The 13,354-nt window shown below is 40.7% G+C and carries 18 protein-coding genes; 10 read left to right on the forward strand and 8 right to left on the reverse strand.

Going from position 1 to position 13,354, the window contains the following annotated elements; translation table 11 throughout:
* Window positions 1-61: 61 nt before the first annotated feature.
* Window positions 62-922 (forward strand): DegV family protein, encoded by an 861-nt coding sequence (locus KHA99_RS06865; RefSeq protein WP_213116643.1) that lies wholly within the window; start codon window positions 62-64, stop codon window positions 920-922.
* A 101-nt stretch (window positions 923-1,023) separates the two neighbouring features.
* Here the strand turns inward: KHA99_RS06865 and KHA99_RS06870 are convergent, their stop codons facing one another.
* Window positions 1,024-1,155, reverse strand: coding sequence for a DUF3941 domain-containing protein (locus KHA99_RS06870; protein ID WP_213116644.1), 132 nt, complete (start codon window positions 1,153-1,155; stop codon window positions 1,024-1,026).
* A gap of 72 nt (window positions 1,156-1,227) precedes the next feature.
* Window positions 1,228-2,091 (reverse strand): CvfB family protein, encoded by an 864-nt coding sequence (locus tag KHA99_RS06875; RefSeq protein ID WP_213116645.1) that lies wholly within the window; start codon window positions 2,089-2,091, stop codon window positions 1,228-1,230.
* Window positions 2,092-2,204: 113 nt separating this feature from the next.
* On the opposite strand from KHA99_RS06875, the gene KHA99_RS06880 reads away from it, so the two are divergent.
* Window positions 2,205-2,696, forward strand: coding sequence for a YajQ family cyclic di-GMP-binding protein (locus tag KHA99_RS06880; protein ID WP_213116646.1), 492 nt, complete (start codon window positions 2,205-2,207; stop codon window positions 2,694-2,696).
* A 31-nt stretch (window positions 2,697-2,727) separates the two neighbouring features.
* On the opposite strand, the gene KHA99_RS06885 is transcribed toward KHA99_RS06880, so the two are convergent.
* Window positions 2,728-4,101: an alpha-amylase family glycosyl hydrolase gene (locus KHA99_RS06885; RefSeq protein ID WP_213116647.1), complete on the reverse strand. Its 1,374-nt coding sequence runs from the start codon at window positions 4,099-4,101 to the stop codon at window positions 2,728-2,730.
* A gap of 81 nt (window positions 4,102-4,182) precedes the next feature.
* Window positions 4,183-6,030, reverse strand: a complete 1,848-nt coding sequence (gene asnB, locus KHA99_RS06890; RefSeq protein ID WP_213116648.1) for an asparagine synthase (glutamine-hydrolyzing) — start codon at window positions 6,028-6,030, stop codon at window positions 4,183-4,185.
* Window positions 6,031-6,253: 223 nt separating this feature from the next.
* Between asnB and KHA99_RS06895 the strand changes: the two genes are divergently transcribed.
* On the forward strand, window positions 6,254-6,817 hold the full coding sequence (locus KHA99_RS06895) for a DUF2777 domain-containing protein (protein WP_213116649.1): 564 nt from the start codon (window positions 6,254-6,256) through the stop codon (window positions 6,815-6,817).
* Window positions 6,818-6,851: 34 nt separating this feature from the next.
* On the opposite strand, the gene KHA99_RS06900 is transcribed toward KHA99_RS06895, so the two are convergent.
* Entirely contained in the window at window positions 6,852-7,880 is a 1,029-nt protein-coding gene (locus tag KHA99_RS06900) for a ThiF family adenylyltransferase (RefSeq protein ID WP_213116650.1), read from the reverse strand.
* A 220-nt stretch (window positions 7,881-8,100) separates the two neighbouring features.
* Between KHA99_RS06900 and KHA99_RS06905 the strand changes: the two genes are divergently transcribed.
* Complete coding sequence (locus tag KHA99_RS06905) at window positions 8,101-9,930, forward strand: aldehyde ferredoxin oxidoreductase family protein (RefSeq protein ID WP_213116651.1); 1,830 nt, start codon at window positions 8,101-8,103, stop codon at window positions 9,928-9,930.
* A gap of 46 nt (window positions 9,931-9,976) precedes the next feature.
* On the opposite strand, the gene KHA99_RS06910 is transcribed toward KHA99_RS06905, so the two are convergent.
* The 3 genes from KHA99_RS06910 to KHA99_RS06920 all read right to left on the reverse strand — a co-directional run bounded on the left by KHA99_RS06910 (window position 9,977) and on the right by KHA99_RS06920 (window position 11,105).
* Window positions 9,977-10,249, reverse strand: a complete 273-nt coding sequence (locus tag KHA99_RS06910) for a MoaD-like domain-containing protein (RefSeq protein ID WP_213116652.1) — start codon at window positions 10,247-10,249, stop codon at window positions 9,977-9,979.
* 1 nt (window position 10,250) lies between these two features.
* Window positions 10,251-10,523 (reverse strand): ubiquitin-like small modifier protein 1, encoded by a 273-nt coding sequence (locus KHA99_RS06915; RefSeq protein ID WP_213116653.1) that lies wholly within the window; start codon window positions 10,521-10,523, stop codon window positions 10,251-10,253.
* A 222-nt stretch (window positions 10,524-10,745) separates the two neighbouring features.
* Entirely contained in the window at window positions 10,746-11,105 is a 360-nt protein-coding gene (locus KHA99_RS06920; RefSeq protein WP_213116654.1) for a YisL family protein, read from the reverse strand.
* 193 nt (window positions 11,106-11,298) lie between these two features.
* On the opposite strand from KHA99_RS06920, the gene KHA99_RS06925 reads away from it, so the two are divergent.
* The 6 genes from KHA99_RS06925 to KHA99_RS06950 all read left to right on the forward strand — a co-directional run bounded on the left by KHA99_RS06925 (window position 11,299) and on the right by KHA99_RS06950 (window position 13,341).
* Window positions 11,299-11,520 (forward strand): spore germination protein, encoded by a 222-nt coding sequence (locus KHA99_RS06925; protein WP_213116655.1) that lies wholly within the window; start codon window positions 11,299-11,301, stop codon window positions 11,518-11,520.
* Between the two features lie 17 nt (window positions 11,521-11,537).
* Window positions 11,538-11,777 carry a spore germination protein GerPB gene (locus tag KHA99_RS06930; protein ID WP_213116656.1) on the forward strand — a complete coding sequence of 80 codons (240 nt, stop codon included), beginning with the start codon at window positions 11,538-11,540 and terminating at the stop codon, window positions 11,775-11,777.
* 118 nt (window positions 11,778-11,895) lie between these two features.
* A complete protein-coding gene (gene gerPC / locus KHA99_RS06935; RefSeq protein WP_213116657.1) occupies window positions 11,896-12,507 on the forward strand; it encodes a spore germination protein GerPC in 612 nt (203 codons plus the stop codon).
* On the forward strand, window positions 12,504-12,698 hold the full coding sequence (locus KHA99_RS06940) for a spore germination protein GerPD (protein ID WP_213116658.1): 195 nt from the start codon (window positions 12,504-12,506) through the stop codon (window positions 12,696-12,698). Before gerPC ends, KHA99_RS06940 begins: the two co-directional genes overlap by 4 nt.
* Complete coding sequence (locus KHA99_RS06945; RefSeq protein WP_213116659.1) at window positions 12,691-13,080, forward strand: spore germination protein GerPE; 390 nt, start codon at window positions 12,691-12,693, stop codon at window positions 13,078-13,080. Before KHA99_RS06940 ends, KHA99_RS06945 begins: the two co-directional genes overlap by 8 nt.
* Before the next feature lie 42 nt (window positions 13,081-13,122).
* Complete coding sequence (locus KHA99_RS06950; RefSeq protein ID WP_213116660.1) at window positions 13,123-13,341, forward strand: spore germination protein; 219 nt, start codon at window positions 13,123-13,125, stop codon at window positions 13,339-13,341.
* Window positions 13,342-13,354: the final 13 nt, after the last annotated feature.

Consider the following 13,354-nt stretch of genomic DNA (forward strand, 5'->3'; position numbering starts at 1 on the left):
TTCCAGATGAAACCGATACACTTAAAACGAGTATGATAAGATTTTGAATGAGGTGAGCTTCATGCAGGTAAAAATACTAGCTGACAGCGCATGCGATTTACCTAAAAGTTTTTATGAAGAAAACAACGTCACATTACTTCCCTTAAAGGTCCTCATTAACGGTGAAGAATATGAAGATGTCAAAAGCATAGACCCGAAAGCGGTTTATGATTCTATCCGGAATGGATCAGTACCGAAAACTTCTCAGGTTTCACCACTTCTGTTTGAGGAAGTATTTACAAAAATGGCGGAAAATAATGAATACGGAATATACATAGCCTTTTCATCCGAACTATCCGGAACATATTCAACCGCTGTTATGATTCTTGACCAAGTCAAGGAAAAATATCCAAATTTTAATTTAACCATTGTCGATACTAAATGTGCCTCTCTCGGTCAAGGCTTAATTGTGATGGAAGCAGCAAAACTTGCAGCACAAAATGCAGCAAAAGATGAAATCTTAAGAGATGTCCAGTTTAGAGCAAACCATATGGAGCATCTTTTTACGGTTGAAGATTTGGATTATTTAGCTAAAGGCGGCCGTGTCTCAAAAGCTTCAGCATTTCTTGGGGGCTTATTAAATATTAAGCCAATTTTAAATGTGGAAGACGGCAAACTGGTTCCAATTGAAAAAATCCGCGGTAAGAAAAAAGTGCTCCGGCGCCTAATTGAACTTGCATATGAACGTGGCGAGAACTTGTCAAACCAGATCATTGGCATCAGTCATGCGGATAATGAAGTGACGGCACTAGAAGTAAAAGCGATGCTTGAGGAGGAATTCCAGCCAAAAGAAGTTTATATTTCCTCCATCGGCTCAGCAATTGGGGCCCATACCGGTGCAGGGACCATCTCCATTTTCTTCTTGAATAAAATTCCTTCATAAATAAAAAACAGAGCTCTGGGCTCTGTTTTTTATTTTGCTAATAGCATAAATTAAACTACGCCTCATGAACCGTCCTATCGGACATGCCAATCGGCAAGTTTTCATTTATGATCGGTTTTCTTCGAGTACTGATTTTTTCCTGCTTGGCGATTTTTTTCTCGCATCATATTTTTTTCATGGTGCAACGCATTATTGTCTTGTGCCTTTTTATCATTATCGGATGTGTGTGGCATTTTCTTACCCCTTTCCATCTGCTTTCGCTTAGTAGTGTCTGTCAATTTGGAAAAGAGTATGTACGCCAAAATCTACTCCTTCTTGACGTAGGTCCAAAAGTCTTCCTGGTATACCTTTCCTTCTTTGATGAGCTTACCAAGAGCTCGCTTAAATGCGGCTTTGCTTAAGCCAAAACGCTCTTGAATGTCTTCTGGCATGCTTTTATCACTGTAAGGCATAGCACCATTTCTGCTCATCAGATATTCATATATTTTGACTGCATCAGTATCCTGGGACTCCTGTTTTCTGGCAAGTAAGGAAACGTTTATCGTTCCGTCTTCCTTAACATCGATGACTCGCCCCTCAACCTTCTCACCCAGACGTGGCTCAATCCGACGCTGCGATTCATGAATGAATCCTTTGAAGCCTTCAATAGTGTAAAGCCAACTGCCGACTTTGGCCGTTCGGTAAATGTACCCTTGAACATTTTTATTAAATTCGTTTCTCGAAGCTTTTGTGGATATAGACTGGATTACCGGGTCACTGGCAAGCTTGGCGTACAAAAGAGAATTTCGGTTGACCCTTAAGGTTATATAAACCATATCCCCTTCCTTGGGCCAAACCGATTTATGCACCGGTAAATCTTCGGCACCAAGCAGAATGTCTTTCATTAACCCGATATTTAAAAAGACACCAATCTCCTCTTTTACATCTGTCACCTTAACCCATGCGTAGCGGCCGACGGCCACTTCAGGTATCGTCGTGGAGGCCGCTGGACGTCCCTGAGAATCCACATAGATAAACACTTCTATTTCGTCGCCTTCCGCAACATCTCGATTCACTTCATTATTATGAAGCAATACATCTTCATTGCCATCTGTTAAAAAATAGCCGAACTCAGCTTGACGGGCTACCGTTAAAGTTGTTGTTTGTCCTATAAGTTCTTTTATTGCCATTATCTTATACTCCCCTTTTCCATCTCGGAGTTATCCTTTAGGTTGTTTGAACTGCTATATTTTACTATAATGTAGACATAAAGGGAAACTTTAGCAAATTCGGAGGTTTTGTCATGTCAAAAGATAGCTCATTTGATATTGTATCCAAAGTTGAATTTTCAGAAGTCACCAATGCCATTACACAAACGATGAAGGAAATTAGTACGCGCTACGATTTTAAAGGAAGTAAAAGTGAAGTTTCGTTAGACAAAGAAGAATTGGTACTTATTTCTGACGATGAATATAAAATGGACCAGCTTAAAGATGTTTTGCTCAGCAAATTAATTAAACGGGGCGTCCCGATTAAAAATCTTGATTATAGTAAAATCGAAAAGGCCTCAGGCGGTACCGTCCGTCAAAGAGCCAAACTTGTTCAAGGCATTGATAAGGAAAATGCAAAAAAAATTAACACTATTATTAAAAATAGCGGACTGAAGGTCAAAAGTCAGGTCCAGGATGACCAAGTCCGGGTCAGTGGCAAAAACCGAGATGATTTACAAAAAATCATATCCCTTGTTCGTGAAGCAGATCTCACCATTGATGTTCAATTTATTAATTATCGGTAATAATAAAAGAGGCTGTCCTTAGGCAGCCTCTTTATTCTACGATATTCGTTTTACCCCGTCTAAAAACTAACAGAAGAAACCAAATGGCAAGTATCCCCGGTATCACTGCCGCAGCAATAAATTTCAGGTTAAAGCCTGTTTTTTCCGCCAATACATATATTTCAGAATTGTCCCTATCAACGATTAGAATATATTGATTATCCCTGCTACGGACAAGGTCTCCGCCCAGGAGGCCGCGAAGCTCTTTGCCGCCTTCCACTTGATCGCCAGTTAAGGTAACCTTTTGGGATTTGTTTGTATTATTGATGGCAATTATCGATGTTTCCCCTTTATAGACACGCTTATAAACCGCCATTCCGGACTTTTCATAGAGCATTTCCATCGTTCCTCTTGTTAAGGAAGGCAGTTGATTTCTTAATTCACCAAGCTTTGTTATATAGTCGATTAGATCTTTTTCCGTCCGGAAATTCATCAGCCTGCGGTTATCCGGAATATCTCCGCCCGTCAAGGCAATTTCCGTCCCATAATACATAACGGGAATCCCTGGTGTCGTATAAATATAGGTTAAGGCAGTTTTCCATCTGGCTCCAGGGAATTGTCTTTCATCTACTATATCTTTGGTAAATCTTTTGGTAAATTCATTATCAAAAAAATGAGCATCTAAGTTTTGTTTGTCCGCTGCAGGAGGAATCGATTGAAAGGAGCGGTCTGTAGTGGCAAACACCTGCCTCATCTGTTCACTCTCGTTATAATCAAATAAGCTATCAATTCCCGCTTCATGATAAACTTCCAAGTCATCGGCTGTGTTTCCCGAGGAGACTCCCATCAATAAAAAGTCTTTTTTCTCCTGCTTTACAGCAGCCGAAAACTCCCGCCAAAAGCTAATTGGAACTTTATTGACTTCTGGGAGGCTGTATCCATCAATATTCGTTTTCTTGATCCACCATGTGGCGGCATCAATTAAATTTTTGCCCTTTACCTCTGAATTTGCAGGAAAATCAATTATTACCCGCAATTTCCTTTTATGTGCTTCGTTGACAAGCTTCTCGAAATCTTTCATTGTTCCAAAATGCTCGTCCACTTTATAGTAATCCTTCACCCAATAACCGTGATAACCATTTTCCCTATTATCAAAAATTGGAGTCAGGCGAATTGCCGTGAATTCCATGTCTTTTATGTAATCAAGCTTATCGATAATTCCTTGAAAATCCCCGCCATTGTACTTTTCGAGATTCTTTGTATCCACATCGAAATCATTTTGGGTATTCCCATTATTAAACCGGTCAATCATAATAGAATAAATGGTTTCATCCTGCCACTGTCGATTTTCTTTTGTTACATTTGCATAGGCCGGTGACGAAACCCCAAGTAAAATTGCGATTAAAATGAGTATAATCCTGTTCATCTAGCTTCCTCCTCATAAAAAGAGAAGAGGATTCCCTCTTCCCTACATCCATTTTAATCTAATTAAGTTTTTATTCCAAATTTAATTTACGATATTGATATTGTAATCCTTAAACCATGTGTGAAGCTGAACAAAGTAGGCTAATAATTGCGGTCCTGTCATCAACTGGCCAAACCAAGGCTCTTTGAACGATTTTCCTCCAGATTGAGTCAGTTTTTCCAATTGCTCTTTGTCAAAGAATTCATGAATAGCTGAAGACTTATCCTGTAAAATAGCCAGCATCTGATTTTGAACGGCCTTGGTATATTCCGGATTATGTGTTTTTGGATAAGGGCTTTTTTTACGGTACAATACTTCCTCAGGCAAAATGCCCTCAAAGGCCTTACGCAGAAGTCCTTTTTCCCTGCCGCAGTACATTTTCATCTCCCACGGGATATTCCAAACGTATTCTACTACTCGGTGGTCTGCAAACGGGACTCTGACCTCGAGGCTAGCCCCCATGCTCATTCGGTCTTTCCGATCCAACAGAGTGTTCATAAACCATATCATATTGATATAAAATAACTCTCTTCGCTTTGATTCCTCCAAGCTTTCCCCTTCTAGTTTAGGCGTTTCGGAGATGGTCTGACGATATTGTTCCAAGCTATATTCACTTAAATTTAACCGGTCCTTCCAAAACGGCTTTAATAAATTTTCCCTTTCCGCAACCGATCGCATCCACGGAAAGCCGGGGCGCTCTAAGTCTTCCTTGCGATGAAACCATGGGTAGCCGCCAAAAATTTCATCCGCACATTCACCTGACAGACTTACAACAAAATCCTTTTTTATCTGTCTGCAAAACCATAGTAAGGAAGAGTCTATATCGGCCATGCCGGGTAAATCACGAACGTGAACAGCTTCCACTAATTCATCAACTAATTGCTGCTGTTTAATAATTTCGTTATGGTGTTTCGTTTGAAACGTATTTGTCATAAGATTAATATATTTTTCGTCGGAATCCGGCTGAAATTCATTCGCAGTAAAAAATTGCTGATTACCCTCATAATCAATCGAATACGTTTGAAGCTGCCCTTTCCCCTGCTCTTTTAAACCTTTAGCGGCAACGGCTGTAATGATACTCGAATCGAGACCTCCTGACAATAAGGTACATAAGGGTACATCCGAAACAAGCTGTCTTGTGATGGCATCGCTGACTAAGAAACGTACTTTTTCCGCTGTTTCCTCCGCATTATCCTTATGCTCCTCACTTTTTACATTCCAATAACGCCAAATTTTCAAGCCGTTTTTGGAAAAGGTAAGGGCATGTGCCGGCCGTAATTCGTTAATCCCTTTAAAAACTCCAGACCCTGGCGACCTCGATGGCCCAACACCCAAAACCTCTGCCAGACCCTCATGAGTAATCTCTGTTTTCACCTCTGGGTGGGCAAGGATAGCTTTTAACTCTGATGCAAACAACACCCCATCCTGATGTTCTTTGTAAAATAATGGTTTTACACCCAATCGGTCGCGTCCGATAAAGAGTTGCTCTTTTTTGCTATCCCAAACTACAAAGGCATAGATCCCATTTAAATAGTTCACACACTCTTCCGCCCATTCTATATAGGCACTTAACAGTACTTCAGTATCAGAATGACCATTAAAAGAATATCCTTTAGTAAGGAGAATTTTGCGCAAATCTTCGGTGTTGTATAATTCTCCATTGTAGCAAATTGTATATGTTGATCCATTCTTTTGTTTGGACATGGGCTGACGTCCCCCGGCAGGGTCGACGACGATCAGCCGCTTATGACCGAAACCAACATGTGTATCTGCCCATAGATTCGTTTCATCAGGACCTCTTTTTGCCAATGTTTGCGTCATCTTTTCAATTGAATGTTGTTCTCTTCCAACCCATTTTTTAAAATCAACCCATCCTGAGATACCACACATGTAATTTGTACTCCTCTCGGTGATTGCAGTTAAATTTACTGCCTAGATGGTGATTATTCTATTCAGCCCAAAAGAATTGGTTAATTGTCCATAACAGAAATGGAATCGGTCAGATTGTATATATACTTACGATTCAATTGATTTTTTTAAAATAGGTGTAGTTATAAAATCCCTTTAAGATGTCAAAAAAGGAAAATGAAAGCATCTGGCATGGAGGTTAACGATGAATCGACAACAACGAATCCATCTATACGATATTCAAGAGCGGTCTTATACAGAAGGGACCGTAGAACAAATAAATGATCAATGGATATTTTTTGATGAGGAAACTGAGGAAGCTTCTATGTTAGAGGAATTTCTTCACCAGGAAATTGAAATCTTCCGGATGAACCGCTGGAAAAAGGGAATATTGTATGAACCAGGCAACATCAGAATTGGAAACGAAGTAACGATGCTGCGGGATCATGATACTGTAAGAATTAGGAAGCATTTAATCTACTCTCTCGAACGGCTTTTAGATGGAATTAATGATGATGCCTTTTTCCAATTTGTCACGACCTTGAATTCTTTGGATTTTTCCATTTATGACTGTATTTACTGTTATAATCATTTGTCCTTTCTTTCGGATGAGAATCGTAAAGATGGGGTCAATTTTATGGTTTTTGATAATCAAGAGCTCATTTGCAATGTCCAGCATCATTTTTATTATTATGAAAAGGTCAACGACCGGTTTGAGTTTACAATTAACACTGGCAAGCGATTAATCATTGAAAAAATGATTTCATAAATAAAAAAAGGCTGAGTCGTCAGCCTTTTTTTATTTAATCTCCAATATATTTGGCATAAAGTGATTTTGCTTTGATGATATCGTTAGTTCCATGGATTAGGACCCTGGCATCTTTGAAAATGACAATGGAAATCCCTTCTTCGGGGGAAAATCGGACGAGAAAGTCATTTCCGGCCGCTTGAGTGCTGTTTACAAGCCTTGCACGAACTGTTTTTAAATCTAGCTCCCGTTTCCTTCTAGGATTGACCTGCACTGTGTTCCGCCCGCAAAGAGATGTATAGGATGCCTGCTGCTCCGAGGAGCGGTCCAGAAAGTCAAATCTCCTTTCCACGCAGGCCGGACAATTAGGATTTCGCCCCTGTGAAATATCCATTTGCATCATCGTCATATCCCAGATGTCGATTTGTTCAAGATTAGGAGTCGTCTTTGCATCAACTAGATATTTGATGGTTTCCATCGCCTGAAAGGAACCGATAATATCCGTTAACGGAGAAAGAACGCCAACAGTATCACAGGTTTCGCCCAATCCTTCCGGAACATCTGGAAATAGACAGCGATAGCAAGGAGTAATCCCTGGTTTGATGACGGCAAACATTCCTCTTGAACTGACAGCCGCCCCATGAACCCAAGGAATGTCATACTTAATGGCCACATCATTGATTAAGAAACGGGTCATAAAATTGTCCGTTCCATCCACAATTATATCCATCCCACTTATCAGCTCTTCAGCATTATCCAAATTAACATCGGCAATAACAGCATCAACCTTGACGGATGAATTAATTTTATTCAGCCTTTTTTGCGCGGCAATCGCTTTTGGAAGATTTAATTCCGCATCCTCTTCATCAAATAGCGTCTGCCGCTGGAGATTGGACAGCTCCACTACATCCCGGTCAATCAGCCTAAGATAACCGACACCTGAGCGGACTAGATGATTCGCAATAACCGTCCCAAGCGCACCTGCTCCGATCACAACCACTCGGGCTTCCAGCAATTTCTTTTGTCCCTCTTCTCCAATGGCCCGAAACAGAATTTGTCTCGAATACCGCTCTAAGTTACTCATCCAACCGCCCCATTTCTACAAGTTAATGAATTGCAATTATTTCTATTTTATCAAATTCATAATTTCCTACTATCACATAAATTTTAATTTTAAAAATATTGTAAAAATGATACAATAAATATTGGATTTAAAGATAATTTTTGGGAGAAATCTCTTATTAAAAAAATATATAAAAATAAGAGATGTTGCTATACATTTTTATAGGAAGAGGGGTATTAGCTTGAATTTAGGTGGTTTTAAAAACAAAGAAGTAGTCGTCGATTTATCATCTCGTACCATTGATTACAGAGCCATCAACGAAGCAGATGCGAAAAAGTATATTGGCGGACGGGGGCTTGGCGTTAAATATGTTTTAGATAACGGCCCCGATGTGGAACCGCTCTCATCTGAGAACCTGCTTTGCATCATGACTGGTCCTGTTACAGGTTCACGCTCCTCAATGAGCGGACGCCTTTGTGTTGTCACAAAATCCCCGCTTACAGGTACCGTAACAGATTCTCACATGGGGGGGTGGACAGCGGCACGCCTTAAATGGGCAGGTGTCGATAATATTCTCATCAAAGGGAAAAGTGACCAGCCTGTTTATCTCTATATCGAAGAAGGCAAAGCCGAGCTTCGCGACGCCTCAAGCCTGTGGGGAACAAGCGCCAGAGAATTTGTTAAAACGATGAAGGACCAATACGGTGAGAAGGACCTGAGTGTCATGACCATTGGCCAGGCCGGTGAAAATACCGTCCGCTTCTCATGCTTCATCAACGAGCATGATCGGGCTGCAGGACGCGGCGGAACAGGCGCGGTTGCTGGTTATAAAAAATTAAAAGCGATTGTCATTAAAGCAGCCCAAAAAGGCAATATGCCGGCGCCAAAGCTTGAAAACGAATATAAAGAAGCCAACAAAAAGGCTGTGAAAGCGATTTTAGATGGCGGTTTGACCGCTCCAAATAAAGGCGGCTTATCCGTATACGGAACGAACGTATTAACCAATATCATCAATGAGGTTGGCGCGCTTCCAACAAAGAACTCCCAATTCACTCACTGGGAAGAAGCCGAAAAGCATAGCGGTGAATATGTAAACACACACCTTCGTGTTGCCAACAACACCTGCCATGCCTGCCCGGTCGGTTGTAAAATTGAAGTTGAAGTAAAGGATGGCAAGTATAAGACGAGGGTTGAAAGCATCGAGTTTGAATCTGCTTGGTCACTTGGTTCCAACTGCTTATTAAGCGATTCCGAGGCCATCTCCTACTTAATTGACCGCTGCAATGAGTACGGTCTTGATACCATTGAGCTTGGTCATGCGTTTTCAGTAACAATGGAAGCTTACGAAAAAGGGATTATTACCGACAAACTCAACTGGGGCGATGCAGATGCGATGATTGAATTGACAAGAAAGATTGCTCTGCGTGAAGGTTTGGGCGGCATTCTTGCCGAAGGTCCTGCCCGTGCGGCAGCCCATTTTGGAGCGCCTGAATTATCCATGTCCGTTAAAGGGCAGTCCATACCTGCCTATGACCCACGCGGAATTCAGGGTATTGGTCTTGGGTATGCGACAAGCAATCGTGGTGCCTGTCACCTGCGCGGTTATACCGTGGCAAGTGAGATTGCCGGAATTCCGGAGCCTACCGACCGCTTAAAGCCAGAAGGAAAGGGCGAATTATTAAAGGTATTCCAGGATATGCTGGCCTTTGGTGATTCCATGAATATTTGTAAGTTCTCCTCCTTCTCTGAGAATGCTGAGCATTATGCCGAGCAGTATAGTGCAATGACCGGTATTTCACTCACTGCTGAAGATGTAATGAAGGCAGGGGAAAGAATTTACAATCTTGAACGCTATTATAATAACCTTGCCGGCTTTAACAAGAGAGAAAATGATTTCCTTCCAAAACGCTTTACGGAGGAACCTGCCTCAGGAAATAGTGCTGGGTTTGTAAGCCGCATGGATATCATGCTTGAAGAATACTACCAGGTACGCGGATGGAAAGATGGAGTTGTAACGGAAGAAAAACTTCGTGAATTAGGGATTATCGACCATGAAGGTCAATTAGTTTAATAGTTCATTTAAAAGAGGCTGACTCATTATGAGTCAGCCTCTTTTCTTAACCTCCTACCCTGGAGGTTTTATATCGATATTTTTTGATTAGTTCCTCAAGGGCGCTCGTACTTTCTGCACAAAAACGAACAAAAACAGCATTCACCTTAAAAGTTGATGTAATGGATATGATTTCTTCTGATAGAATCTGACCCGTCCAGCATTCTGCTGAATATGTATATGGGAAGAAATCCGTCACCTTTTCGGCGCCAAGTTCCTCGAAATACATTCCAAGATGTTCTTTACGGATGCCGCGAAACTCTAACTCTTTCACCAGCATATTATCCTCCAGCAACGGGCGGAAATAAGGCGAACTGGTCGGTATCCACTACTTTTGTCTCCAGGTCATCAAGATGGATGATATTTCTGCCGTTGATGAACACATGGACAAATTGCCGCAATTTTTTTTCCTCTGTAAAAATTTCCTCCCTTAGTGCAGGAAACATTTCCACCAATTTATCAAGAACGTCAATGACCCGATCTCCCTCAGGCAATACATTTACGGATACACCGCCGCAAATTTCTCTTAGGTTAGCAAATACCTTTACAACCACCGGCTCCACTCCTCTCTATTTATTAAAATATTAAAAGAAAAACACCTAGTTGTCATCCTATTAATGGTAATAAAATAAATGAAAACTCGCCGATTGGCGAGTCCGATAGGACGAAGACTGAGGCATAGTTGAATTTATGCGTTAGGAAATTATAAATTTGTGAAAATTTATAATTTCCTATAGCTAAAAAAGCCATCGGAACAATCCGACAGCTTAAAAATTTTAAGGGTTTAGAATGGACATTGGCAGTTCAACAAAACCCAAATATAAAACAAGGGCCCATGCAATCACAAACTGAATCCAAAATACTGAAGTTTTTCGCTTAGCTGTTGCGCGGCTGAGAATCATTTCAAAAAGGCCGATAATCCAAAGTCCTACAACTGCTTTTAAAATATACAACACGCTGATATTTGACAGCATGAATAGCAGACCAACACCAGTTGCGATGATAACAAGATAAAGCACCCTTAAAATCATTTGTACAATTTTTGCCGCTTTTGCCTTCCCGCTCGAATGCAAGGAAAGGGCCACAAAAAACAAAATGAGAGCTAACGCCCAAGCCGTAACGTGACCATGAATCATATAATAACTGCCTCCTATGTATTGTTATCCTGTCTATCATATCATAGGGAAATGAAAAAAACGAAGAAAAGGAATGGTAAGAGCCTTATTTGAATAAAAATCACGATAATAAGTTTATTTGGGCTTTTTTATCACATTATATGAGCCCAAACATAGAATGGTAAGGACCAAATAAAACATAAGGGTGTTGTTTATGCCAGCCATCGTTGGAGTTGCGCAAGTCATTACACTGGGTAACAGCTCTGTTTTTCACATTGGCGATGTTTATAAGATTATGCCGTTTGCAGCTGCGAAAACATTTTCCGGGGCTGGATCCTTTAATACCGGTGAAAGATTGGATGTTAATAACAGAATGAGTTCCACAAATACCTACGATCCAGAGCTGATTGATCAAGCAAATGCCTTTAATATGTAATGAATGGGTGGGGTATTATGAATTTTTTTATTCAACAATCCATTCACATCAATTATATCAAAATCGGCGGTATCACCAATTCTTCTATCTTACAAATTGGGAGTGCCGGGATCATTAAATCAGCCGCCTATTTAAGCAATACCGGCGGATTTACACAGCCGGCTCCAACCGCTATTAAACCTGGTGAAGTCGTAAGCCCGACTACATCCCCACTAACACTGGCCCCTGCTGTTCCACTGCAAGCGCCAGTCACGTAGCAGAAAAGAATGGAATCCTTTAAAGATAAGCATTCTTGTAAAATAACAACCAGAATACCATTGCTGCTGCATATATTTACTTAACAGGAAAAAGTAATTTTCTAGTGAGGTGAGATATATGTATCAGGATTTGAACCAATATATTCAATGGCTGGTTCGGAGTGTTCAGGAACAGGAAAACCGAATTGCTTCATTAGAAAGGGCTATTCAACAAATGAAGGATGAAATCAAAAAGTTAAATGAAAAGCCGCCTATCAATGTGGAGAGAATTGAATACAAATTTGACCAGTTAAAGGTGGAAACACTTGAAGGAACATTAACGATTGGGTTAAATCCGAATGACCTTTCCGGGATTGAGGATTTTGCGGTTCAAAATCAATCTCCTAAGGCTCCAATTACACCCCAGGATTTCATGCAAAGAACAATGAAAATAGAAGAGGCTATTTATCAATATTTAGAATCAGATTTGCCGCAAATTATTGAAAATGCCCAAAATCAGCTGGCTATCCCGCCAAATGAATCCTATTTTAGCTTCATTCGGGATGATATTATGAAACAGCTTCCGAACAGGATTGATTTTCATTTTAAGGCATTGAGCCAAGACCGGACAATTGATGTAAATACAACTGAGGAACAAATTATAGAACTTATAAAAAAGGAAATTCAAAATGGCGTATTCGTTTTTCTGCAAAATATACCTGATAATATGAAAGGAATGAACAAGGAATGATTTTTGAAGTCTATAACAGGGATATTTGTGTAGGGAATATTAAAATCACCGGGGTTGCAAGCTCTTCATTGGTCATGGTGGGCGATACTCAAACCATCCAGTTGGCAAGTGCTTTTGATACTCCTCCGGAATCCTTAATCATCGGCCCCTTCGTTCCGCTTGCACCGGATGTGACTCCTGGTTATGCTTGAACGAATATCTAAAGTCGATTTTTTAGGTACAAAGGTTGTCTCTTTCTCCTCCATTATTCAGGTGGGTGATTCCTGCATTTTAGATGCATTCTCTCGGGCTCTTGCCGTTCAAAGAGAAGCGGAAATCTTTTATGGTCAAGAAGGGAATACTCCTTCATTTCCGGTAACGACAAAACCGATTCCGTTTCTGCCGATTAATGAAAACATATCCATCAGGTCGCATCATTCCAATCCTGTTATAAAGGTTCAGAAAATAGATATCGTAGGAATTTCCAATGCCTCCGTACTGAATGTCGGTAATACGAGGAATGTTTCAATGGAAGCACGTGTAAAACATATCCGGCAGCTCCTTCCACATGGACATGAAGAGGATCTGCGGTAAGAGATACGCGATCAACAAGTTTTTTTGCAAAGGATGTTATAAATGCCTGCAATTATAGGACCAGTTCAGATTGTTAATGTTTCCGGCGGAATCGTGCAATTTGGAGATACCTTTTATATTTCGCCAAAATCCACTTCGAAAACTGCCGCGGGTTCTGGAGGGTTCAATACTGGTGGAGTAGTGATTGCCAACAATGGCCTTAGCGGGACCAATGTGGTTGATACAAAGCTGCTTGACCAGCCGATTGTCGGGAACAATTAAAAATGACATAAAC

This window comes from Neobacillus rhizophilus, assembly GCF_018343535.1.
Classification (GTDB): Bacteria; Bacillota; Bacilli; order Bacillales; family Cytobacillaceae; genus Neobacillus; species Neobacillus rhizophilus.

What these genes read in the sequence shown, in the direction of transcription:
- KHA99_RS06865 (WP_213116643.1), top strand. Translation starts at nt 62, where the DNA reads ATGCAGGTAAAAATACTAGCTGACAGCGCATGCGATTTACCTAAAAGT.
- KHA99_RS06870 (WP_213116644.1), bottom strand. Translation starts at nt 1,155, where the DNA reads ATGCCACACACATCCGATAATGATAAAAAGGCACAAGACAATAATGCG.
- KHA99_RS06875 (WP_213116645.1), bottom strand. Translation starts at nt 2,091, where the DNA reads ATGGCAATAAAAGAACTTATAGGACAAACAACAACTTTAACGGTAGCC.
- KHA99_RS06880 (WP_213116646.1), top strand. Translation starts at nt 2,205, where the DNA reads ATGTCAAAAGATAGCTCATTTGATATTGTATCCAAAGTTGAATTTTCA.
- KHA99_RS06885 (WP_213116647.1), bottom strand. Translation starts at nt 4,101, where the DNA reads ATGAACAGGATTATACTCATTTTAATCGCAATTTTACTTGGGGTTTCG.
- asnB (WP_213116648.1), bottom strand. Translation starts at nt 6,030, where the DNA reads ATGTGTGGTATCTCAGGATGGGTTGATTTTAAAAAATGGGTTGGAAGA.
- KHA99_RS06895 (WP_213116649.1), top strand. Translation starts at nt 6,254, where the DNA reads ATGAATCGACAACAACGAATCCATCTATACGATATTCAAGAGCGGTCT.
- KHA99_RS06900 (WP_213116650.1), bottom strand. Translation starts at nt 7,880, where the DNA reads ATGAGTAACTTAGAGCGGTATTCGAGACAAATTCTGTTTCGGGCCATT.
- KHA99_RS06910 (WP_213116652.1), bottom strand. Translation starts at nt 10,249, where the DNA reads ATGCTGGTGAAAGAGTTAGAGTTTCGCGGCATCCGTAAAGAACATCTT.
- KHA99_RS06920 (WP_213116654.1), bottom strand. Translation starts at nt 11,105, where the DNA reads ATGATTCATGGTCACGTTACGGCTTGGGCGTTAGCTCTCATTTTGTTT.
- KHA99_RS06925 (WP_213116655.1), top strand. Translation starts at nt 11,299, where the DNA reads ATGCCAGCCATCGTTGGAGTTGCGCAAGTCATTACACTGGGTAACAGC.
- KHA99_RS06930 (WP_213116656.1), top strand. Translation starts at nt 11,538, where the DNA reads ATGAATTTTTTTATTCAACAATCCATTCACATCAATTATATCAAAATC.
- gerPC (WP_213116657.1), top strand. Translation starts at nt 11,896, where the DNA reads ATGTATCAGGATTTGAACCAATATATTCAATGGCTGGTTCGGAGTGTT.
- KHA99_RS06940 (WP_213116658.1), top strand. Translation starts at nt 12,504, where the DNA reads ATGATTTTTGAAGTCTATAACAGGGATATTTGTGTAGGGAATATTAAA.
- KHA99_RS06945 (WP_213116659.1), top strand. Translation starts at nt 12,691, where the DNA reads ATGCTTGAACGAATATCTAAAGTCGATTTTTTAGGTACAAAGGTTGTC.
- KHA99_RS06950 (WP_213116660.1), top strand. Translation starts at nt 13,123, where the DNA reads ATGCCTGCAATTATAGGACCAGTTCAGATTGTTAATGTTTCCGGCGGA.